The sequence below is a fragment of the Paludisphaera rhizosphaerae genome (assembly GCF_011065895.1).
In the GTDB taxonomy this organism is placed as follows: Bacteria; Planctomycetota; Planctomycetia; order Isosphaerales; family Isosphaeraceae; genus Paludisphaera; species Paludisphaera rhizosphaerae.
Window position 1 is genome coordinate 191914 of sequence record NZ_JAALCR010000003.1, and the last position, 21077, is coordinate 212990.

At 66.6% G+C, this 21077-nt stretch carries 14 protein-coding genes and 1 pseudogene; 8 read left to right on the forward strand and 7 right to left on the reverse strand.

The features are described from left to right. Nucleotides 1-23: 23 nt before the first annotated feature. From G5C50_RS05355 to G5C50_RS05365, 3 genes are all read left to right on the forward strand, one after another. Nucleotides 24-1778 (forward strand): CRTAC1 family protein, encoded by a 1755-nt coding sequence (locus tag G5C50_RS05355; protein WP_165066102.1) that lies wholly within the window; start codon nt 24-26, stop codon nt 1776-1778. Between the two features lie 388 nt (nt 1779-2166). Further along, a complete protein-coding gene (locus tag G5C50_RS05360) occupies nt 2167-3882 on the forward strand; it encodes a S41 family peptidase (RefSeq protein WP_165066105.1) in 1716 nt (571 codons plus the stop codon). Nucleotides 3883-3946: 64 nt separating this feature from the next. Then, nucleotides 3947-4912 (forward strand): D-2-hydroxyacid dehydrogenase, encoded by a 966-nt coding sequence (locus G5C50_RS05365; protein WP_255597007.1) that lies wholly within the window; start codon nt 3947-3949, stop codon nt 4910-4912. Between the two features lie 80 nt (nt 4913-4992). Here G5C50_RS05365 and G5C50_RS05370 read toward each other — a convergent pair whose 3' ends face one another. Next, a complete protein-coding gene (locus tag G5C50_RS05370) occupies nt 4993-7065 on the reverse strand; it encodes a carboxy terminal-processing peptidase (protein ID WP_165066111.1) in 2073 nt (690 codons plus the stop codon). Between the two features lie 367 nt (nt 7066-7432). On the opposite strand from G5C50_RS05370, the gene G5C50_RS05375 reads away from it, so the two are divergent. Continuing rightward, complete coding sequence (locus G5C50_RS05375; RefSeq protein WP_165066114.1) at nt 7433-8251, forward strand: hypothetical protein; 819 nt, start codon at nt 7433-7435, stop codon at nt 8249-8251. A gap of 12 nt (nt 8252-8263) precedes the next feature. Here the strand turns inward: G5C50_RS05375 and G5C50_RS05380 are convergent, their stop codons facing one another. The 3 genes from G5C50_RS05380 to G5C50_RS05390 all read right to left on the reverse strand — a co-directional run bounded on the left by G5C50_RS05380 (nt 8264) and on the right by G5C50_RS05390 (nt 13013). Then, nucleotides 8264-10510, reverse strand: a complete 2247-nt coding sequence (locus G5C50_RS05380; protein WP_165066117.1) for a transglutaminase TgpA family protein — start codon at nt 10508-10510, stop codon at nt 8264-8266. Further along, nucleotides 10507-11955 carry a DUF58 domain-containing protein gene (locus tag G5C50_RS05385; protein ID WP_240906972.1) on the reverse strand — a complete coding sequence of 483 codons (1449 nt, stop codon included), beginning with the start codon at nt 11953-11955 and terminating at the stop codon, nt 10507-10509. Before G5C50_RS05385 ends, G5C50_RS05380 begins: the two co-directional genes overlap by 4 nt. Before the next feature lie 80 nt (nt 11956-12035). Beyond that, nucleotides 12036-13013: an AAA family ATPase gene (locus G5C50_RS05390; RefSeq protein ID WP_165066120.1), complete on the reverse strand. Its 978-nt coding sequence runs from the start codon at nt 13011-13013 to the stop codon at nt 12036-12038. A 173-nt stretch (nt 13014-13186) separates the two neighbouring features. Between G5C50_RS05390 and G5C50_RS33150 the strand changes: the two are divergent. Beyond that, a pseudogene (locus tag G5C50_RS33150) lies at nt 13187-14002 on the forward strand (glycosyltransferase family 4 protein); the annotation flags it as partial. On the opposite strand, the gene G5C50_RS32515 reads toward G5C50_RS33150, so the two are convergent. Genes G5C50_RS32515 through G5C50_RS05400 form a run of 3 tightly spaced genes read right to left on the reverse strand, consistent with a single transcriptional unit; the run spans nt 13918 to nt 16227 of the window. Then, nucleotides 13918-14226, reverse strand: a complete 309-nt coding sequence (locus tag G5C50_RS32515) for a hypothetical protein (protein ID WP_240906974.1) — start codon at nt 14224-14226, stop codon at nt 13918-13920. The pseudogene G5C50_RS33150 and the gene G5C50_RS32515 overlap by 85 nt on opposite strands. Then, nucleotides 14199-15188 (reverse strand): hypothetical protein, encoded by a 990-nt coding sequence (locus tag G5C50_RS32520; RefSeq protein WP_240906975.1) that lies wholly within the window; start codon nt 15186-15188, stop codon nt 14199-14201. The genes G5C50_RS32515 and G5C50_RS32520 overlap by 28 nt, the downstream gene beginning before the upstream one ends. Nucleotides 15189-15240: 52 nt before the next feature. After that, complete coding sequence (locus G5C50_RS05400; protein WP_165066126.1) at nt 15241-16227, reverse strand: type I phosphomannose isomerase catalytic subunit; 987 nt, start codon at nt 16225-16227, stop codon at nt 15241-15243. Between the two features lie 336 nt (nt 16228-16563). Between G5C50_RS05400 and tatC the strand changes: the two genes are divergently transcribed. The 3 genes from tatC (at nt 16564) to G5C50_RS05415 (ending at nt 20912) form a co-directional block, all read left to right on the forward strand. Continuing rightward, nucleotides 16564-17544: a twin-arginine translocase subunit TatC gene (gene tatC / locus G5C50_RS05405; protein ID WP_240906976.1), complete on the forward strand. Its 981-nt coding sequence runs from the start codon at nt 16564-16566 to the stop codon at nt 17542-17544. 793 nt (nt 17545-18337) lie between these two features. Further along, nucleotides 18338-19645 carry a homoserine dehydrogenase gene (locus tag G5C50_RS05410; protein ID WP_165066132.1) on the forward strand — a complete coding sequence of 436 codons (1308 nt, stop codon included), beginning with the start codon at nt 18338-18340 and terminating at the stop codon, nt 19643-19645. A 37-nt stretch (nt 19646-19682) separates the two neighbouring features. After that, nucleotides 19683-20912 carry a cofactor-independent phosphoglycerate mutase gene (locus tag G5C50_RS05415; protein ID WP_165066135.1) on the forward strand — a complete coding sequence of 410 codons (1230 nt, stop codon included), beginning with the start codon at nt 19683-19685 and terminating at the stop codon, nt 20910-20912. Nucleotides 20913-21077 lie beyond the last annotated feature (165 nt).

Sequence of the window (21077 nt, forward strand, 5' to 3'; positions counted from 1 at the left end):
CCGCGCGCGGAGCATCGCTCCTCGTGATCTTCGGCCTCTTCCTCCTGGGTGGCGGCTGCACCAAGGCTCCCGAGCCCTCGGTCGTCGCCGCGCCGGTGGCGCCGACCCGCCCCAAGACCGTGGCCCCCGCGACCTTGCCGAAGGTCAGGTTCACGGACGTCACGACTGAGTCGGGCGTCGCCTTCACCCACTTCAACGGAGCCCAGGGCGAAAAGCTTCTCCCCGAGACGATGGGCTCCGGCGTCGCCTTCCTTGACTACGACGGCGACGGCGACCCCGACCTCCTGTTCGTCAACTCCGCCCCCTGGCCCGGCGCTCCCGTCCCAGATCCGGCCCCAACCCAGCACCTCTACCGCAATGACGGCCAGGGGAAGTTCACGGACGTGACCAAGGAGGCCGGGCTCGACAAGACGTTCTACGGCCAGGGCGTCGCCGTGGGAGACTACGACAACGACGGCGACCCCGACGTCTTCATCACGGCTGTCGGCCGCGCCTACCTTTTCCGCAACGACTCCGGCAAGTTCACCGACGTCAGCGAAGCCGCCAACGCCAAGGGGCCCAACGCCTGGCTCACCGGCGCGGCGTTCCTCGACATCGAGAACGACGGCGACCTCGACCTGTTCGTCTGCAGCTACATCACCTGGACGCCGGAGATCGACAAAGTCCAGGGCTTCCAGTTGACCGGCCTCGGCCGGGCCTACGGGCCGCCGACCTCCTTCAACGGGTCGCTCTGCGTCCTCCTTCGAAACGACGGCGGACGATTCACAGATATCAGCGAGGAGTCCGGCGTCCAGGTCCGCACGCCCGACCTGAAGGTCCCGCTAGGCAAGTCCCTGGGCGTGGCCCCCTACGACGTCGACGGCGACGGCCTCGTCGATGTCGCCGTGGCCAACGACACGGTGCAGAACTTCCTGTTCCACAACAAGGGGGGAGGCAAGTTCGAGGAGAAGGCGATCCTGTCAGGCGTGGCCTTCGACATGAACGGCTCGGCGCGGGGCGGCATGGGCTGCGACTGGGCGAACTTCCTGAACGACGAACGGCTGGGACTGGCGATCGGCAATTTCGCCAACGAGATGACCGCCCTGTACGTCAGCGACAAACCCTCGATGCTGGTCTTCTCCGACGTGGCCAACCTCTACGGCCTGGGCGCGCCGACGCAACCGCCGCTCAAGTTCGGCCTCTTCTTCTTTGACTACGACAACGACGGCCGGCTCGATTTGCTCTCGGCCAACGGCCACCTGGAGCCGGACATCGCCCGAGTCCAGGCCAGCGAGCACTACGAGCAGTCGGCGCAACTGTTGTGGAACTCCGGCCGCCCGGGTCCGAACCTGTACGTCAACGTCGACGCCTCCACCGCCGGTCCCGACCTCTTCAAGCCGATCGTCGGTCGCGGCAGCGCCTACGCCGACATCGACGGCGACGGCGACCTCGACGTCGTCCTGACCGCCAACAACGGCCCCGCACGACTGCTGCGCAACGACGGCGGCAACGCCAACCGCTGGATCCGCCTGGCTCTGACCGGCGACGGCAAGACCTCGAACCGCGACGCCATCGGCGCCAAGGTCGAAGCGAAGGTCGGCGGCCTGACCTGCCGTCGTCAGAACTTCCCGGCCAAGAGTTACCTCTCCTCGATGGATCCCGTCCTTACCCTGGGCATGGGCCAGGCTGAGAAGGTGGATAGTCTGTCGATCACCTGGCCTTCAGGCAAAGTAACGCGATTGGAGAACCTGGAGGCGGGCCGGCTGTATCATGTTGACGAGGTTTCCGGCCTGCGCTGATTCCCCGCCACATGGCCGCGCCACGGCATGAAAACGGCACGAATTCCGGCCCTTGAGTCGATTGCCCGTGTGATATAATTCGGGACGAGCGAGGGAGCCGGAGGAGTCCGACTCCCTGTTCGAAGCGACCGATCACGGCCCGGACCTCTTCCGCCGGCCGCCGCGTTCGTCGTGGCCGCCTGATTGATAGACACCTATTGAATTGCAACAAGGGACGGTGCCAGCGAGCGCAAACCTTATTCAGCGTGCGGGTTGTGGTCCCAGGAGCAACGTCGGAGCCCCCCTTCGAGAGCCGCCGTCCCGGACCTCCTTGCAAACCCCTCAAAGGCGCTGAATACGGGTTAGCCTGACGCCCGACGCCGTCTCCCTCCCGGGAGGACGGTCGATCATGCGCCGGATCGGAACCCCTCGCTTGGCCTGGTTGCTCGCCCTGCTGCTGACGTGGTGCCCCGCGCCGACGAGCCAGGCCGCCCTCCCCGAGGAGCCGGCCGTTTCGGACGTCTCTGCGAAGGTGGATGCGCCTCAGACTCAGGCCGCGCCGGCGCCCGACGCGGCCCTGGAGCGAGGGCTCGACCAGGAGCGCCAGCGCAACTGGACCGGCGCGATCGAGACCTACCGCCACGCGATGGAGCAGTGGCCGAATCGGACCGACATCCGCCGCCGGCTCCGGCTCTGCGAGTTGCACTTCAAACTCGGCAAGCGGTATCACGACGCCAGCTTTCGGACGGTCCTTCTCCGCCTCCCCCGCGAGCAGGCGACCGACCTGTACTCCGAGGTGCTGGAACGAATCCAGAGCTTCTACGTCGACTCCATCGCCCTGGAACCCCTCGTCCGCCACGGGCTGGACAATCTGGAAGTCGCCCTCCGCGACCCGACCTTCCTCAAGCTGAACGCCACGACCACCGAGCCGGAACGGATCGCCTGGCTGCGAGACCAGTACAAGGCAATGCGGTCGCGGCTGGCCGTCGCCGATCGCGAAGCGGCTCTGGCGCTCGCAGCCTCTGCCGCCGACCTCGCCCGCCACGGCCTGGGGATCGAACCCGCCGCCGTCATGCTGGAATTCACCTACGGCGCCTGCGACGCCCTCGACGATTTCACCAGCTACCTGACGCCCGACAAGCTCGAAGACCTCTACGCCATGATCGACGGCAACTTCGTCGGACTGGGTGTGGAGTTGAAGGGAACGCCCGATGGGCTGAAGCTTGTCGGCGTCATCCGAGGCGGCCCCGCGTGGGAGGCTGGCCTGGGCGCAGGCGACCAGATCGTCAAGATCGCCGGCCAGACGGTGAAGGGGTTGGCTCTCGACGAGGCCGCCAACCGCCTCCAGGGAACCGAAGGAACCACCGTCGACCTGGAAATCGTCAAACGGGATGCGTCGATCCAGACCATCCGCCTGGTCCGCCGCCATGTCGACGTCGAGAGCGTCACCCGCGCCAAGATGCTCGACGAGGCTCCAGGGGTCGGCTACGTTCAGCTCGCCGGTTTCCAGAAAAGCTCGACCGAGGAACTCGATCAGGCGATCTCGGGCCTGGCGAACCTGGGGATGACGACGTTGGTCCTGGACCTTCGTGGCAACCCGGGGGGACTGCTGAACGTGGCCGTCGACATCGCCGATCGATTCATCGACAACGGGGTCATCGTTTCAACTCGCGGCCGAGCCGCGGGGCAATCCCAGGTCTTTTCGGCTGGCGGTCGCGCCCGATGGCGGATGCCCATGTACGTCCTGGTGGACCGCGACAGCGCCTCTGCCAGCGAGATCCTCGCCGGCGCCCTGCAAGACCATAAGCGAGCCGTGATCGTCGGCGACCGGACTTACGGCAAGGGTTCCGTGCAGAGCATCTTCTCGCTCCGCTCGGCTCCCGCCGGATTGAAGCTGACGACGGCCAAGTTCTACTCGCCTCTCGACCGGGCCTACAGCGAGCGCGGGGTTTCGCCCGACATGCCCGTCAAGACGCACGTCGCCGCCAAGCCCGCCGCCGACGCCGACGCCGACAAGGAGGCGATCGACGAGTCCCTCTTCGGCGACCCTCGCACCGACCCGGTCCTGGCCGCCGCCGTCCGGGCCTCCCGGCGCGATTCGCAGGCCCAGGCTGCGGTCCGCTGAACAACCCTGATCCTCTTCCAAAGTCGCCCCCGGCCCCACTCCGGGGGCGACCCCATTTCGAAGGATGAAACCCGTGAAGATCGTCGTCCTCGACGGCCGGACCCTCAACGACGACCCCAAGGCCTGGTCGCCGCTCGACGCCTACGGCGACGTCGTCTACCACCCCATCACCGAGCCGTCGGACCTTCCCGATCGGGCGAACGGGGCGGACGTCCTGATCGTCAACAAGTGTGCGATCCGGCAGGATCTGATGGCGCAACTTCCCCAACTTCGGTTCATCGCCGTTACCGCCACGGGCTTCGACTGCGTCGACGTTGAAGCGGCGAAGGAGCGCGGGATCGTCGTCTCCAACGTTAAGGGCTACAGCACCGACTCCGTGGCGCAGTTGGCCTTCGCCCTGCTCCTGGAGTTGACGCTGAGCGTCGGCAAGCACGACGAGGCCGTCCAGGCCGGAGCCTGGGCGTCACAGCCTGACTTCTCCATCCGCGTGGCCCCTCTGATCGAGCTGGCGGGAAAGACGATGGGGATCGTCGGCCTGGGTCAGATCGGCCGTCGGGTCGCCGGCATCGCTCAGGCGTTCGGCATGACGGTGATCTCCCATCGCCCCAGCGGACGAACGCCTGCCCCGGACGACCCGATCCCAGCCTGCGGCCTCGATGAACTCTTCGAGCGCTCGGACGTGATCACGCTCCACTGCCCGCTCACCCCCGCGACCCGAGGGATGGTAAACGCGGAGAGGCTGCGAAAGGCCAAGCCCACGGCCTTCCTGCTCAACACGGGCCGCGGTCCGCTGATCGTCGAACAGGATCTCGCCGACGCCCTGAACGCAGGGGTGATCGCCGGAGCGGGCGTCGACGTCGTCTCGCGAGAGCCGATCGACCCGAAGAATCCGCTGCTCGGAGCAAGGAACTGCATCATCACCCCGCACATCGCCTGGGCCACCGCTGAGGCCCGCGAGCGGCTGCTGGAAGCTACCGTGGAGAACGTCGCGGCCTTCGCGTCGGGGAAGCCGATCAACGTCGTGGGCTGAGTTCGAAACGCCGACGGGCCGGGCGATGCTCTGCAGCATCGCCCGGCCCGTGGAGTTTGCTGGAAACCGAAGGCGATCGATCAGTTCGTCGCGGCAGCCCGAACGGGGGCGGCGGCCAGAACCTTGGAACCGAGGGTCAGGTAATCGCCGATGATCCGGAGGATCTCGTCGTTGTAGTAGTCGCTGACCCAGACCTCGCGTTCCACGTACTTCTTCTTGGCCTTCTTGTCCTTGTTTTCCTTCTCGTCGGCGGCCTTCTCGTCGTCGTCCGGGATGAACTCCGCCTTGAACTTGGCCTCGCTGAGCGGGATCGAGTGCTTCGCCTTGCGGTCGACGTACTTCTGGATCCGCTCTTCCTGCTTCTGGAACTTGGCGTCGTCCTTGCGACGAGCGACCGAACGCGCGTCGAGGGCGGCGACGAGGTCGTCAGGGGTGCGGTTGTAGCTGTCGTGGGGCAGCGGAGCCACCTTGTCGAACTTCAGGGCGTTGTCCATCTTGCCCTCGCCCAGATCCATGTAGTCGCGGATCGAGGGAAGGTGGATGTGGGGAGCGACGCCGTTGATCTGGGTGCTGTCGCCGTTGGCCCGGAAGAACTGCTGGATGGTGAGCTTCAGGGCGCCGCGATTCTTGGCGACCCCGCGATCGCGACGGCGGGCCTGGTCGCCCAGGTTGACGATGCTCTGGACGGTTCCCTTGCCGAAGGTGCTGGAGTCGCCGATGATCAGCCCACGGCCGTAGTCGCGGATGACGCCAGCGAAGATCTCCGAGGCGCTGGCGCTCGACTTGTTGATGATCACGGCGAGCGGCCCGTCCCAGGCCGTCCCCTCATCGTCGTCGTCGAGATGCTTCACGCCCACGGCTTCCTTGATCTGGACGACCGGGCCGCTGTCGATGAACAGGCCGGAGAGGGTCTTGGCCTCTTCGAGCAGACCGCCGCCGTTGTCGCGAAGGTCGACGATCACCGCATCGACGCCCGACTGCTTGAACTCGCCCAGAATCCTGCGGCAGTCGCCCGTGGCCGAGACGGCGTTCGGGTCGCCGCGGAGGATCGCCATCGTGTCGCCGTAGAAGGCGGGCAGGTTGATGACGCCGATCTTGACCGCCTTGCCGTCGACCTTGGAGTCCAGGATCTTGCCCTTGGCGTGCTGCTCGGTCAGCTCGACCTTCTCGCGGACGATCGTGTATTCCTTCCGCTCCTTGGTGCCGGCCGGCTGAACGATCAGGTGGACCGAGGTCCCGCGGGGCCCGCGGATGTGGCGGACGACGTCGCTGAGCTTCTTCTCGACGAGGTCGATCTCACTGTTGTCGTCGCGGCGGATCGCGACGATCTTGTCGTCGGGTTGGAGCCGGCCGTCCTTGTCGGCGGCCATTCCCGGAACGACCTCGGCGACCACGGCGTAGCCGTCCTCGGACCGCAGCGAGGCCCCGATCCCTTCCAGCGACAGGTGGAGCTGCTGGTTGAGCATGTCCTCCAGGTTCTTGGCGCTGAGGTAGGACGAGTGGGGGTCGAAGGTCCGGGTGAGGCTCGACAGGTAGACCTCCAACAGTTCGTTGGAGTCGAACTGGTGGAACAGGCGGTTGCGATCGCGATAGCGGATCGTCAGCTTCTTGACGACGTCTTCCGGGGTGGTCGAGTCGTCGAGACGGAGCTGCAGCTCCTCGAATTTGAGCTTCTTCCGCCAGCGCTCGTCGGCCTCGGTCGTGTCCTTGGCGTAGTCGATCTTCTCGGGATCGTCGGTCAGGTACTCGTCGGCCGAGAAGTCCAGAGGCTTGGCCAGCAACTCGGTGACGGTCTTGTAACGCTCGTCCTGACGCTGCAAGAAGCGCTCGAAGACCTTGCGGGCGAAGTCGATGTTCCCCTCGCGCACCTGGTCGTCGAGGTCCTTGGCGCTCTTCTTGAATTCCTCAATGTCGGACTTGAGGAAGTAGTACTTCTGGGGGTCCAGATCCTTGAGGAAGTTGTCGCACCACTTGACTGCGATCTCGTCGTCGATCACCGGCCGAGCCATGTGACCGCGTTCGAGAAGATCGACGACGGTCTTGGCAATCTCCTGGTCCTCATTGGTCGGCACAGGGGCCTGCGCCCCCACGATGGCCGCCATCAGGAACAGGACCGCGACCAGCGAGAGCGGACGTAACGCAATTCGGGGCATAGAGTTGTGTTCCTGGAACCTGGCGTTGAGGTGTGCAGAAGAAACCCAGGCCGTCAAGCTAATATTAGCCCTGGGTTGAGATCCCGACAAGGTCGTCCCTACATTCAGACGAATCACTGCAACCGGCGTCGACAGGCCTTATCGGCAACAGCATTACGACGGCGACATCTCTTTTTCGACGGCGGCGGTCGGTCGGTTCGGATCAATCTCCAGAGTTTGACGCCTCCCACGTGAGGTCACGCCCGGCCCACGCCCCGCGCCGGTTGATGAAGAATGGAATAAAAGCTCAAGACGAAGGGTTCGGATCGCCGAGGATGAGAGATGAGGCGAGGACTATCTCCACGCCCCCTCCACCGAGACGTGCACCATGAACCGCCAAGTATTACCCAGCATGCTGCTGAGCGTGTTCATCGTCTGCTTCTTCGCGGTCGTCCTCCGGCCGATCGAACCTCCCGGCGGTCGCCCCCAAGATCAGGCGTCCCCCGCTGCACCGACCGAGGAATCCGCCCCTCCGGCCGGCGATTCGACGAACCCCCAGGACTCACCACCGAGCGCTCCGCCGCCCGCCCCTGCATCGTCCCAGCCGTCGCCCCCAGCGGACCAGAGCAGCCGCGAGGAGCCTGCTGCGGCCGAGGCGGAAACCTCGCCGGCCCGCGCTCCCGCATCGGCGTCCGTCTCGGCGGTGGTCGGCGATAAGCCCGTGGTCGCCTCGCCGGCCCCCCCCGCGGTACGGCCTGGGGAGAAAACGGAACTCATCGCGGCCGCCGCCGCAACGTCGCCGACGCCCTCCCCTGCACCTGCGGCCGCCCCCACAGCCACCGCCGCTGTGCCATCGAAGCCCGTCGTCGCACACACTCCAGCACAGCGGACGATGGAGGCCCCGGTTCGGCTCGCCAGCACTCCCACGCCGAAGCGTGCGCCGCCCGTCGTGGCCCCCGAACCTGACGTTGCTCCTCGGATCGTCACGCCGGAGCCCGTCGCACCTGAGCCCGAGGCGCCCGTGACGATCCCCAGGGGCGAGCCGGAATCGACTGTGTCGACTGAAGGAGAGACTCTCGAAGACGTGGCGATCCGCGTCTACGGAACTCCCGGGGCGTTGGACACCCTTCGGCAGGCGAACCCGGAAGTCGAGTCGCGACGCGGGGCGCTTCGCAACGGGACGTTGCTCTGGACCCCGCCGCGCTGAGGCGGGCAAGCCTCAGCCGGCGGCGGGCTCGTTCAGGCGGGCCTCCAGCCGGTCGAGACTCCGCTCCAACTCGGCGAGAGTCTCCGGCGGCAGGTCGCGATGGCCGAAGCGGACCTGATAGAAAGCCTCAACGACCTTCTCGGGAAGTTCGGCGACCTCTCGCCGGCCTTCACCCTGCCCGCTGAGAAATCGATAGGCGCGATGGGCGAATTCGTTCTGGGTCTCGGCCGGGGACCTCTTCAGGTCGTACTGGGCCAGGAGGTGCGCCAATCGACGGTAAAAATGGGTTCCCGGCGTGGCGCCGGCGGCGTCGTCGATCGGCCCTCGCCACCAGACGAGAAGCCGCTTGATTAGCCAGATCGCCCCCTTGGTCAGCGCGGCGACGAGGCAGAGGACCAGGAACGAGACGATGAACCCCTTGATGCTGATGAGCGACTGAAGATTGCGGAAATGGAAGAGTCCCGCGAAGGTCTCCGCGGCCCAGTGCCACATGATCACGTAGCCGTCCCGGATCTTCTGAAACATCAGCTTCAAAGGACTGTAAAGCCGAGCCTGACGGTTCGAGTCATAGCCGAGGATGTAGAAGACCCAGATGTAGCGGAAGAGGTCCGTGAAGCCTCGGAAGTTCGAGGAGATGCCGCCGACCTGCGCGATTGACTTTTCACGTTCGTTGCCTGGAGTCGGATCGAGGGAGAGCCAGATCGGCCGGCCCTCCGCATCTCGCCCGAGATAGGCTTCCACCCAACTGTGAGCGTGCTTCTGCCGAACGGTCATCGATTGGGTGAAGTCGTTCCAGTCCCCTCCCTTGAAGCCGTTGACCAACCTCGAAGGGATGTCGACGGTGCGGAGCAACAGCGCGAGGGCGCTGGCAAAGTACTCGCAGTGCCCCTGCTTGCGGTTGACCAGAAAGTCGACGACCGGGTCGATCGAGGGGTCGACGACGTTCATCTCCAGAGAGTAGGCGAAGACCGACGGATCGAGCAGAAAGGCTTCCAGAGCCATGGCGCGACGCTTGACGACGTCCGGGCCTTCGCCGGTGATTTTGTCGAGGACGGGCTTCGCGATGGCGGCCAGACGCGGACGAACGTCGTCCGGAACCTCCAGCAGGACGTTCTTGATTCGGTCCTCGGTCGGCGCGACCTCGCCGACCTGAGGGACGGTCGGATCGGGGTCGGAGATCACCTCGTAATCGAAGGAGCCGCGTCCTTCGGGCCGGAAGGCGGTCCCCTCGGGCGGGTTCAACTGGGGTGGGACTCGCGGATTACCCTCGACCGCGACGAACGGCCGGATGCCGAAGAGCGTCTGGGAGTCGTTGGGCTCCAGCTTGATCGTCTGTCGAAGAACCTTGCGACGGCCGTGGTAGCTGGGGAACGTTCGCATCATCGTCGAGCGCAAGGCCTGACGACGCCAACGACCCTTGTCATAATTGTTCAGTGTCACCCCGCGCCAGAGGGGTTCGGCCGGGGGCGCTGTGGGGGCTTTCTCCCCATCGCTGAACTCCACCGTCATGACCGGCGTGTCGTTCTCGAGGATCTCGCCAAGCTGTCCCAGGGCCACTTCCTCGTCGAAGCCGGTCAGATGCTTCACAGTCGGCGTCCCGAAGCGGGAACGCGCCGCGCCCTGCTGACGCGGCAGGAGGAGGAAGACGAAAAAGCCCAGAGCCAGAGTCATCGCGAGAACCCGGAGCGTCGCCGCGAAATAGGCTGAGTCGAACAGGCTTGTGTACGGGTCCCTCGGAAGCGGCTGCATGGGGGCGCGGGTCTTCACGTCCGGAGCAAGGAACCGCCGCGCCTCGCGCTGGAGGAAGAACTGCCCCAGAACCCAAACGGCCAGCACGGCCCACACGAACAACCAGACGCCCACCTGATCGCCGACGTTGATGACGGAGCCGATCAGGACCTGCATCAGTCCCACCATGAACAACACCCAGTCGTCCTCGATCGACTTGGGTAGGAAATACTTGATGAGCTGAAGCGAGATCAGCCAGTGGCCCAGGCAACGGATGGCCTGGTTTTCGTCGAGCGAATACTCCAGATAGAGCAACCCCAGCGAGCCGATCCCCAGCAATGTGGCCAGGCCCCGTGGCAGCGACCACCCCGGGTTGCGATCCACGGTGAAGAAGGCGATGAAACCCGCGACGGCGACCAGCGGCGGCAGGAACCAGCCGCCGCGGTCGTCGGTTGGGTCGGCGCACATGGCGGTGGAGGCCGCCGTGAGCATGAGGTAATAGCTGGCGCGATAGACGAGATAGCTGTTCACGACCGCCCTCCCCGCCAGGCCCGCCAGGCTGGCGGTCCATCGGATTTCACGGTCTCCTCGATGATGACGCCGCTGTCCTCGGGCTCGCCCGAGAAGAGCCCTCGGCGGCGTTCCTCCTGGCTGCTCATCCGGTCGGCTTCGGCGTTGGAGACCCGCTGTTCCAGCAGGTTGCGAGTATCGGCCTCGGCGAACTGGATCAGGCCGTCGAGTTCGCCTTGCGCGGCGTTGAACGCCAGCACACGTCCGGCCAGGTTTCGGGCCGAGGCCGCGTTCACTCGCGTCGACCGCTCGGCCTCTTCCATCAGGTTGATCGGCCGGGTCGAGGCGACGATCAGGAGTGCGTCGCGGACCGTCGCCGACGGCAGGGCGTCGAGCAGTTCAGCCACTCCTCCTTCATTGACCGGCCGGAGCACGGCGAGTTGTTCCAGCAGCTCATGGAGGAGCTTGACCGAGGCCGGCCCCTGAATCACGCCCGGAGTGGACCCGGTCCATCCCATGACGAGCCGCCGGCCCTGGCGACGGCAGGTCTCCAGGCAGACCGTCGCCGCGAACGAGATCGCCTGTTCAACGGCCTCGCGTTGCTGGGGAGAGACCTTGGTGCGAGGAAGCCAGGGGTCGATCAGGATCGCCAGATCCTGTTCGTTCTGCTGCTCGAACTCCTTGACCATCAGCTCGCCGCGACGGGCGGAGGTCCGCCAGTGGATCCACCGGGGGCTGTCGCCCGATCGATAGTCACGCAGGCCGTGATATTCTTCCTGCTGGGCCGATCGGTCGTGCCTTCTCCCCAGGCGGTTCTCGCTGGTCTGGCGTTGAAGCTGAAACCAGCGACGGGTGAGCCGCCCAATTCGCGGGTAGATGTAGAGCGGCTCGGGCATCGGCAGCGTGACGCGGCGTTCGACGATCCCGAAGGGGGAGCGAGTCCCGAGATCGAGGTTCTGGAATCGGTACTTCCCGCGTCGCGGCGGCTCTCCCTGCCAGCGATTCCGCGCGCGGTCGCGTGCGGCGACTCGCGGGAAGAAACTCCGGGGCGAGAGGGCCGCTCCGGTCGCCCCGCGTTCGGCTGAGACCAGTTGATCCTCGACGAACACGGCGAGCGCGGCCATGCGTCGTCGGCCGTTCTCAAGCGTGTAGTCGACGACCAGGGGGTCGCCCGCGAAGACGTAACCGGGGCTGCGACGGATCACGCTCAACCGACGCAGCATCGCGCGGCTGCCGAACCATGAGGCGACGAACGGACCAGCGGCGGTGGTGGCGACCAGCAAGATCAGGTTGATCTGCTGGAGCATTCCCGCCGCCAGCAGGACCAGCATCACCAGAAAGTAGCCCAGGCCCTCGCGGGTGACGATCGTCCGCTCGGTCGGCACCAGGGCCTGCATCAATCCCTTGGCGATGCGGCCGGCGCGCCCGCCGGAACGGACGGGCCTGGCTTTCTCGTCCATGCTCATCGCTCGATCCCCCCGGTCGGCTGGAACGTCTTTGGGCTCTCGCCCCGCCGGCGTCGTGGGGCGGAGCCGCTCCGGTCAGGTCAGGTCGGGACTTTGACGCGGTCGACGATGTCCCGAATGATGGCCTCGGCCGCCCCGAACTCGCCGGCCTGCAAGAACGACTTGCCCAGGACGCGGTGAGCCAGCACGGGGACCGCCAGGGTCTTCACGTCGTCCGGCACCACGAAATCCCGTCCCGAGACCAGCGCCAGCCCCTGAGCCGCGCGGTAGAGCGTCAACGCACCTCGCGTGCTGACGCCGACGTGCAGATCTTCGCTCCGCCGGGTAAGGTGAACCACGTCCAGCAAGTAGTCGACGATCGCCTCGTCGACGCGGACCCGGCGCACGCCCTCCTGGAGCCGCACCACGTCGGAGGCCGTGAGAACGGGCTTCAACGCCTTGACCGGCTCGCCGGATCGGTGGTCGTGCAACAGCCGGCGTTCCTCGGACCGGATCGGGTAGCCCATACGGATCCGGATCATGAAGCGGTCGAGCTGGCTCTCGGGCAGAATGTAGGTCCCCTCGAATTCGTAGGGGTTCTGCGTCGCCAGCACGATGAACGGCTGATGGAGCGGGTAGGTCACACCTTCGACCGACACCTGGCGATCAGCCATCGCCTCCAGCAGCGCGCTTTGGGTTCGCGGGGTGGTGCGGTTGATCTCGTCGGCGAGCACGACGTTCGCGAAGAGCGGCCCGGGCTTGAAGACGAACTCGCTCGACGGCGCGTGGAAAACGCTCGAACCCAGCACGTCCGACGGCAGAAGGTCGGGGGTGAACTGGATTCGCCGGAACGAACAGTCGATACTGGCCGCAAGGGCTCGCGCCAGCAGCGTCTTGCCCACGCCTGGGACGTCTTCGACCAGCACGTGCCCCTGCGCCAGCAGTGCGACCACGGCGAGCTTGATCGACTCGGCTTTGCCAAGCACCACCAGACCGACATTCTCCAGCAGCCGGCTCGTCAGTGCGTAAAGGTCTTCCTGGGCGGGGGAAGCGGCTTCAGTGGTGTGCTGTGGGGTCATTCCGAGGATCCGAGAGTGCTGCGGACGGCCGGGTGCGATCCTGACGGTTCCCACTATAATCCAGACGCGATCTGAATTCCAACGTCCGCGCGAGTCGGCGACGACAAGCGTCCCGGGAATCCGGGGAGAGGGGGCCGGTGACGGAAGGCGACGGCGGCGAAACGCCCCTGGACGTGCTCATCCTGGCGGGGAAACTGGGCCTGGACGACGACGGCTGGCCGCTGGGGCCGCTGCTCGATCGGTTGGAGCGCCGTGGAATCGCCCCGCGCGTCGTCTGCTCCGGCCGTGCCGACGCTCCGACCGACCCTCGGATCCTGGAGTTTCCCGGACTCAACCGACGCTGGTTCCAGTCGTTGGCGATCCGACGGCTTTTCCACGGGCGTTCCGTTCCTCGACCCGCGGTTCTGCACGCACTCCATGAGGAAACCGCCTCGGCCGCCCTGGCCATGGCCGAAACCTGGCAGCTTCCCTACGTCCAGACTGTAGACGATTTTCTGACGGCTGAGGCCGGACTACGCATCAGCCGCCGATGGCTGCACGCATTCGTCGTCCCAGGCGACGAACTCCGCGAGGTTCTGATCGACGACCTTGGCGTCCCCCAGGACCGAGTCTCCGTCATCGCCCCCGGGATCGTCGTCGAGCCTCCCCCGCCCCGTTCCAGGGGGACGCGCGTCCTGGTGGCGGGCGTGGCGGGGCCGCCGCTGGCGGAGACCGGCTTCGCCGCTTTTTTGGAGGCCGCCCGGATCGCCCTGAATCGCGGTCGCGACCTGGAATTCCTGATCGCCGTGCAGGGCGGGGATTCGATCGAGGTCCGTCGACACGCCCTGGCGCTCGGCATTCAGGAACGCGTGACGATGACCGATTTCGACGTCGTCGGCCCGCGCCTTTGGTCGGTCCTCGACGTTTATTGCCAGCCCTCGCTAGGCCCCAGCGCCGGAAGGACGTTGACGCTCGCCCTGGCGCACGGGGTTCCCTGCGTCGCGGCCGACGTGCGCGGGCTCCGCGGCCTGATCCGGCCGGGGAAGTCCGGTCTGCTGGTCCCCCCGACGATCCGCCGGCCCTGGCCGACGCCATCCTCCGCCTGCTTGACCACCCCGATTTCGCTCGCGAGCTCGGCGAGGCCGCGCGGGACGACCTTCACGAAAGGTTCGACCTCGACGCCGAGGCCGATGGCCTGGCCGACCTCTATCGCCGCGCCGCCGCCGAGCCCCATGCCGGGATGTCGTCCAGATCCTGACGCAGCAGGAGGTAGGTCCGAGCCGCCGACGCCCAGAAAAAGGCGAACGCCCAGGCCTCCCACGTCAGCTTCATCAACGCGACCCAGGGACTGGGCCCGGATTCCCAACGCATTCCCGTCGCGCCAGGGTTTGACAGTCCAATCCCGACGCCCCACTCGCCCAGGCTGAATGCGGATCGCAGGAAAAGCTCGAATGCCGCCAGCCCGACGGAGCCAAGGGCCCAGCCGACGGCCAGCGCCGTCGCCAGCGTCAGGGGCCGGTGGTTGACGTAACCGTAGCAGCGGCCGATCGCCTCCACGGCCGTCTCCGACTCCGCGGCCACCGCCGCATGGATCAGCGGCCAGGATGCGACCATCTCCAGCAACAACACGGCTGAGAAAAGACCCAGGACCAGCGCGGCCAGGGCCGTCGCCTTGCCGAGCACGGCCGACATCAGGCCCAACATCAGCACGATCAACAGAGGATGAAGCGGCGCGGCGATCACGCTCGGCGCGCGTCGGAAGGCGAACGCCAGGCTGGCGGCGACGCCCGGCCTTTCCCCCGTCGCGGCTTCGGCCAGCTCCATGTGGGCGAGAGCGCCGCCGACCACTCCCATGACCGCGAGCGTCCAGACCAGTTGCAGCAGAGTCGGCACGATGGACGCGGTTCGAGCAAAGAGATGCACCAGCGGCCCGACGAGCAGGTGGACCGGCTCGGCCATCATCATGGCCGCTCTGAGTGCAACGTCCGAGAGATCCGACGGCCCGCGGAGGGGAACGCCGATGTGGCCGCCCCAATCTCCCCAGATCGGAAGCGGCGCCGCGCCGGGAGCCAACCGATCGAGAGCCGAGGCTCCCAAACCCAGGGCGATGAGCCCAACGGCCGAAATCAGGATCTTGCGGAGATCCCAGGCCGACGGCACGGCGCGGGCCAGGCGGAGCCAGTCTCGGAGACCCACGCGATCAGGTCGGGACGGTTGAATCGGCTGCTCGGGCATCGGTCAAATTCACTCAGGGCTGCTGACAGGCCAGAACCACGGCCCGGTCGACGGGGTAGATCATCGTCGGGCCGATCGACGCCGGCAAGAGGACGGTCTGCCCCTTGCGGAACGGCCGATCGCCACGGGCCGACCGGACGCGGATCTCCCCTTCCAGGACCATGAGGATCGTGAATCGATCGTCGTCGCCGATCTCGCTGGGCGCTTCGAGCGTCCACCGCTCGAGTTCGAAGTAGTCGCAGATGGCCAGCGGCTCGCGGACGACGCCGTCTTCCATCACGTACGGCCTCGGCACAATCGGATCGACGGGCCCTCGGTCGAAGTCGATGCAACGCATCGCCTGCTCGACGTGCAATTGGCGCGGTCGCCCCGCCGCGTCGACGCGATTCCAGTCGAAGACCCGGAAGGTGGCGTTGGACATCTGCTGGATCTCCGCCAGCAAGACCCCAGCGCCGATGGCGTGGACGGTCCCGGCGTGAACCATGATGCAGTCGCCCGGCTTGGGCTCGATTCGATGCAAGAGCCGCTCGACGTCGCCGGTCTTGATCCCCTCCTCCAGCATCTCCCGCGTGACGCCCAGCTTGAGACCGGCGTAGATCGATGCGCCGGGGTCGACGGCGAGCACCACCCAGGCTTCAGTCTTGCCGTTGTCGCCGACCAACTCCTTCCCCAGGGCGTCGTCGGGATGGACCTGGACGGAGAGGTTTTCGCGGGCGTCGAGAAACTTCACGAGCAGCGGGAACTGCTTGATCGAGGGGGAGCCGGGGCCGAACAACTCGATGCGACGATGGAAGATCAACTCGCGAAGCGTCGTGCCGGACAGCGGGCCTTCGGAGACGATGCTGACGTCGTCGTCGTGGTCGGCCAGCTCCCAGCTTTCGGCGTAGTCGTTCCCCTCGCCGATCGGCTTGCCCAGCACGGTCCCTAGCTTTCGACCTCCCCAGACCAGTTGGCGCGAGATCGGCCAGAAAACGAGCGGCTCCAGGGGGATCGACTGCATGGCGAGCATCCTTCTTCGCGGAATCGACGTTCCTCATCAGCGGTCAGCCATTTGTAACGTCGCGACCGACGGCCGTCCACCGCCGCCGTCCCGGCCTGGCGTTTCCGACGGCTTGCTGTTAGACTTGTGGCCACAGGAACGCCCCCGCGCGCCCGGTCGTCCCCGTGAGACCGCCGCGCGGCGCCGCCCGCCAAGGGCTCCGGCCTCGGGACTGGCCGCAGCAGCCCGCGTCTCCTCCGCGTCGAGAAGTCGCCCCGCCCCTCATGCGGCGGGCCCACCCCCGTTGGTCCACGTCCAATGCCCAGCGATCGCGATCTCTTCGTCGAAGAGCAATCGATGGTGACGATGAGCTTCGGCGAGCACCTTGAGGAGCTGCGCGTGCGGCTCATCCTGGCGCTGGCCGGCCTCATGGTCGGCGTTCTGATCGTCTTCGTCCCGCCGCTCGATATCGGCAAGCGGGTCATGGAGAAGATGGAGTCGCCCGCCAAAAACGCTCTGACCGCCTTCTACGCCAGCGAGTACGAGAAGAAGGCCGAGGCCGCCCGGCAAGCCCAGGAGGTCTCGCCCGAGGTTCAGGCCCAGGTGCCGGCCGAGTCCTTCATCGCCGCCATCGCCAAGCTCGCCCCCGACCTGAAGCTGCCCGACGTCGAGGCGGTGAAGGGCCAACTCCTGGAATTCCCGATCCGCTACAAGCTGGCGGACGTCATCGGCCTGAGCGAGAAGTCGGTCTACCAGATCGACAACTCGCTGATCTCGCTGGGGCCGCTGGAGACGATCACGATCTACTTCCTGGTCTGCTTGGTCTCCGGCCTGGTGCTGGCGAGCCCCTGGGTCTTCTACCAGATCTGGGCGTTCATCGCGGCCGGGTTGTATCGCCACGAACGCCATTACGTGATGCGGTTCCTGCCCGTCTCGCTGGGACTGTTCGTCTCGGGCATTCTCCTCTGCTTCTTCTTCGTTCTGCCGCTGACCCTGGCGTTCTTGCTGGATTTCAACGTCTGGCTGGGCGTCGCGCCGACGTTGCGGCTGAGCGAGTGGATGAGCTTCGCCACGATCCTGCCGCTGGTCTTCGGCGTGGCCTTCCAAACGCCGCTCGTCATGCTATTCCTCCAGCGCATCGGGATCTTCACGGTCGACGACTTCCGAGCCAAGCGGAAGTTCGCGATCCTCATCATCACGATCGCCGCCGCCGTGCTCACCCCCGGTCAGGACCCGATCAGCATGACCCTCCTGGCCGTGCCGATGATCCTGCTCTACGAGCTGGGCATCATCCTGATCGCCCGCGGCGGCAAGGCCGGCCTGCCCGCCCAGGCTTGAGAATCCCCCTCCCGACGAACCGTCTCGATCCGGATCGGGTGCGTCGCCACGGAGAACGGTCTCCCCTCCTTGTGGGGGAGACCGTTCAGGCCGTCCTTTGGCCAGGGCGTGCCTGCTTCGTTGCATCGGCCATCCATCAATTCGGGTTGTGAGTAAACTCTACTCAGCGGGAGTCTTTACGTAGGCGTTGATTTGGCAGTCGAGAGCGATTGCATGAACGTTGCCGACCAGACACACGGCGACTTCGCGGCTGTCGCCGATCGCATGCCCACGCTTGCGTGGGCATGGCACCCAGCCTGGCGCTCGGGCCGGTGGAATTGCGAGCGCGCGTCGCGTATCTTGCCGAACGAAGCCAGGACGCCCACCACGCGAAACGTCTTATCCAATCAATGTTTACGCCTGATCTCCGAGATACCGTCTGACTACGATCGAACCCAAACGCGAAGCCAATGTCGGGAAGGACGTCTCTTTGTCGACAAGGCTCGGTTGCTCTGGGTGCAACGGTGTAAGAGAGAGTGGGAACCTCGAAAAGCACGCGAACGAAGCCACGCGGAACCACAAGCGCAATCCATTATAAATCAAAGACTTCCAGCGACATTCGACGGGAACTTCCAATGCGATCGAACCCAAATTCGAAGCCGTCGACGAGGCAATCGTCCCGCGTCGTCAGCCCCAGGCAGAAACCCGTTCGGCTTGCAGGGCCGGCGGTTGCGTCCTAGACTTGACGCGCCCGTGCGGGCGCTTCTCGGTTAGTCGGATTTCTCCTCTCGGAGCGCCTTTAACGGTGGTCGCGATGGAACAGGTCAGCGTGGGAATGGTCGGGTTGGGAACCGTCGGCGCGGGCGTCGCCCGGATCCTGACGCAGCACGCCGACCGCATCGCCCGCCGATCGGGACGCCGGATCGAGCTGAAATGGGCCGTCGTCCGCGACCTTAAGAAACGTCGGGACGCCGACTTTGAGGGCGTCCGGGTCGTCGACGACGTCCGCCGCGTGATCGACGATCCCGAAGTCCAGATCGTCGTGGAGTTGATCGGCGGCGTGGATGCGGCGCGTCGGATCGTGCTGGACGCCCTCGCGGCCGGCAAGCACGTCGTCACGGCCAACAAGGCGCTCCTGGCCGAGCACGGCCCCGAGGTCTTCGCCGCCGCCCGCGCGGCCGACCGCGCCGTGGCCTTCGAGGCGAGCGTCGGCGGCGGGATCCCGATCCTGGGGGCGATCAACGTCGGCCTGGCGGCCAACCAGATCCAGAGCCTGGCGGCGATCCTCAACGGCACCTGCAACTACATCCTGACCCAGATGACCCAGGAGGGGATCGCCTACGCCGACGCCCTCGCCGGCGCCCAATCGCTCGGCTACGCCGAGGCCGACCCCACTCTCGACGTCAACGGCACGGACACCGCCCACAAGCTGGCCGTCCTGGCTCAACTGGCCTTCGGCGCGAGCGTCAAGACGACCGACATCCCCCGCGAGGGGATCGACCGCCTGGAGATCGCCGACCTCAAGTACGCCCGCGAGTTGGGCTACACCATCAAGCTCCTGGCCCACGCCCGGCTTGCCGACGGCGCCCTGGAGCTTCGCGTGGCCCCCAGCCTGGTCCGCAACGACGCCCCCCTGGCTCAGGTCCACGGGCCTTACAACGCGATCCGGGTGGTCGGCGACGCCGTCGGCGACACGTTCTTCCACGGCCGGGGCGCTGGGATGATGCCCACGGCCTCCGCCGTCGTCGCCGACGTGATCGACGTGGCGACCGGTCGGGCGCTTTTGACCTCGCGGACGCTCGACTTCTGGTCGGCTACGGCCCCGGCGGTCCCCCTGCTCCCCGCCAGCCAGTCGCGGCGGCGGAACTACCTCCGGTTCCTGATCGCCGATCGTCCCGGCGTGATCGCGGCCATCGCCCAGGTGCTGGGGGACCGCGGCATCAGCATCGCCAGCGTGATCCAGCACGAGCCTTCCGACGGCGAGGGGGGCGAGCCCGGCCCGGTCCCGCTCGTCATCATGACTCACCTGGCCGTGGAGGAAGACCTCCGCGAAGCCATCCGAGCCATCGACCGCCTCGACGTCGTCCGCGCCCCGAGCGTCCGCCTCGGCGTCGAGGAGTGATCGCCAGCCCCCTGCCCCGATCCCAAGGACCCCCGCCGTGCCCGCCTCCCCCAAGTACGTGATCGTGATCCCCGACGGCGCGGCCGACGAGCCGTTCGAGGCCCTCGGCGGTAAGACGGCCCTCCAGGCGGCGAACCTCCCGGCGATGGACCGCGTGGCCTCGGAGGGGATCGTGGGTCGCTCGCGGAACGTCGCCGATCGCTTCCTGCCCGGCAGCGACGTCGCCACCCTCAGCCTCTTCGGCTACGACTCGGAGAAGTACTACACCGGCCGCGCCCCGCTGGAAGCCGCCGCGATGGGCGTCACGCTCGGCCCCGACGATTGGGCCGTGCGCTGCAACCTGATGACGATCGCCGACGGCCGCCTGTCCGACTTCACCGCCGGGCACATCACCAGCGAGGAGGGGGGCTCGATCATGGCGACCCTCCAGCAGGAGTTGGGTCGGCCGGACGTCGAGTTCCACGCGGGCGTCAGCTACCGCAATCTGATGATCTATCGCGGCAAGCCCGGCGCGACCGTCTTCACCAGGGAAACGAAGACCGTTCCGCCTCACGACCACCCCGACGAGCCGGCCGCGAACTACCTCCCCAAAGGACCCGGCGCCGACCTGCTCATCGACCTGATGAAGCGGGCCGAGCCGATCCTGGCGAACCACCCGGTCAACCTCGCGCGGATCGCCCAGGGGAAGAAGCCCGCCAGCGCCATCTGGCTCTGGGGCCAGGGCGAGGCCCCGCACATGCCGCCGTTTCGCGAGCTGCACGGCCTCAAGGGGGCGATCATCTCGGCCGTCGACCTGGTGCGCGGCGTCGGCGTGCTGGCCGGCTGGGACCGAATCGACGTCCCGACCGCCACCGGCTACCTGGACACGGATTACGTCGCCAAGGGGAAGGCCGGGATCGAGGCCCTCCGCGACCACGACGTCGTCTGCGTCCACATCGAGGCCCCCGACGAGGCCAGCCACGAAGGCCGCGCCGATGCCAAGGTCGAGGCCCTCGAACGCATCGACGGCGACATCGTGGCCCCGATCGTCGACGCTCTCAAGTCGTACGAGCAGTGGCGGATCTTGATCTCCCCCGACCACTCCACCCTGCTCCGCACCCGGGCCCATGACCGGGCCCCCGTCGCCTGGACGATCGCCGGGACGAACATCCCCGCCAGCGGCCTCCGCTACGACGAACAGCACGCCCTCGACGGCGGCGGCGCGTTCTTCGACCAGGGCTGGCGGCTGATGGAGAAGTTCCTCGACCTGAAGTGGTCCGGCCGCTGATCCCTCGAAACCTGTCCCAAAAGTGCTGGGACGGGGCGACAAACGGCCTTCCCCCCTCGCGGGGGAAGGTGGCCCGCAGGGCCGGATGAGGGGGGATCGGCGTTGCTATGAGAACCAACCGCCGGATGCGTCTGCGACGGCGGTCGTCCCCCTCATCTGACCGCT

What these genes read in the sequence shown, in the direction of transcription:
- G5C50_RS05360 (WP_165066105.1), top strand. Translation starts at nt 2,167, where the DNA reads ATGCGCCGGATCGGAACCCCTCGCTTGGCCTGGTTGCTCGCCCTGCTG.
- G5C50_RS05365 (WP_255597007.1), top strand. Translation starts at nt 3,947, where the DNA reads ATGAAACCCGTGAAGATCGTCGTCCTCGACGGCCGGACCCTCAACGAC.
- G5C50_RS05370 (WP_165066111.1), bottom strand. Translation starts at nt 7,065, where the DNA reads ATGCCCCGAATTGCGTTACGTCCGCTCTCGCTGGTCGCGGTCCTGTTC.
- G5C50_RS05375 (WP_165066114.1), top strand. Translation starts at nt 7,433, where the DNA reads ATGAACCGCCAAGTATTACCCAGCATGCTGCTGAGCGTGTTCATCGTC.
- G5C50_RS05385 (WP_240906972.1), bottom strand. Translation starts at nt 11,955, where the DNA reads ATGAGCATGGACGAGAAAGCCAGGCCCGTCCGTTCCGGCGGGCGCGCC.
- G5C50_RS05390 (WP_165066120.1), bottom strand. Translation starts at nt 13,013, where the DNA reads ATGACCCCACAGCACACCACTGAAGCCGCTTCCCCCGCCCAGGAAGAC.
- G5C50_RS32515 (WP_240906974.1), bottom strand. Translation starts at nt 14,226, where the DNA reads ATGGGGCTCGGCGGCGGCGCGGCGATAGAGGTCGGCCAGGCCATCGGC.
- G5C50_RS05400 (WP_165066126.1), bottom strand. Translation starts at nt 16,227, where the DNA reads ATGCAGTCGATCCCCCTGGAGCCGCTCGTTTTCTGGCCGATCTCGCGC.
- tatC (WP_240906976.1), top strand. Translation starts at nt 16,564, where the DNA reads ATGGTGACGATGAGCTTCGGCGAGCACCTTGAGGAGCTGCGCGTGCGG.
- G5C50_RS05410 (WP_165066132.1), top strand. Translation starts at nt 18,338, where the DNA reads ATGGAACAGGTCAGCGTGGGAATGGTCGGGTTGGGAACCGTCGGCGCG.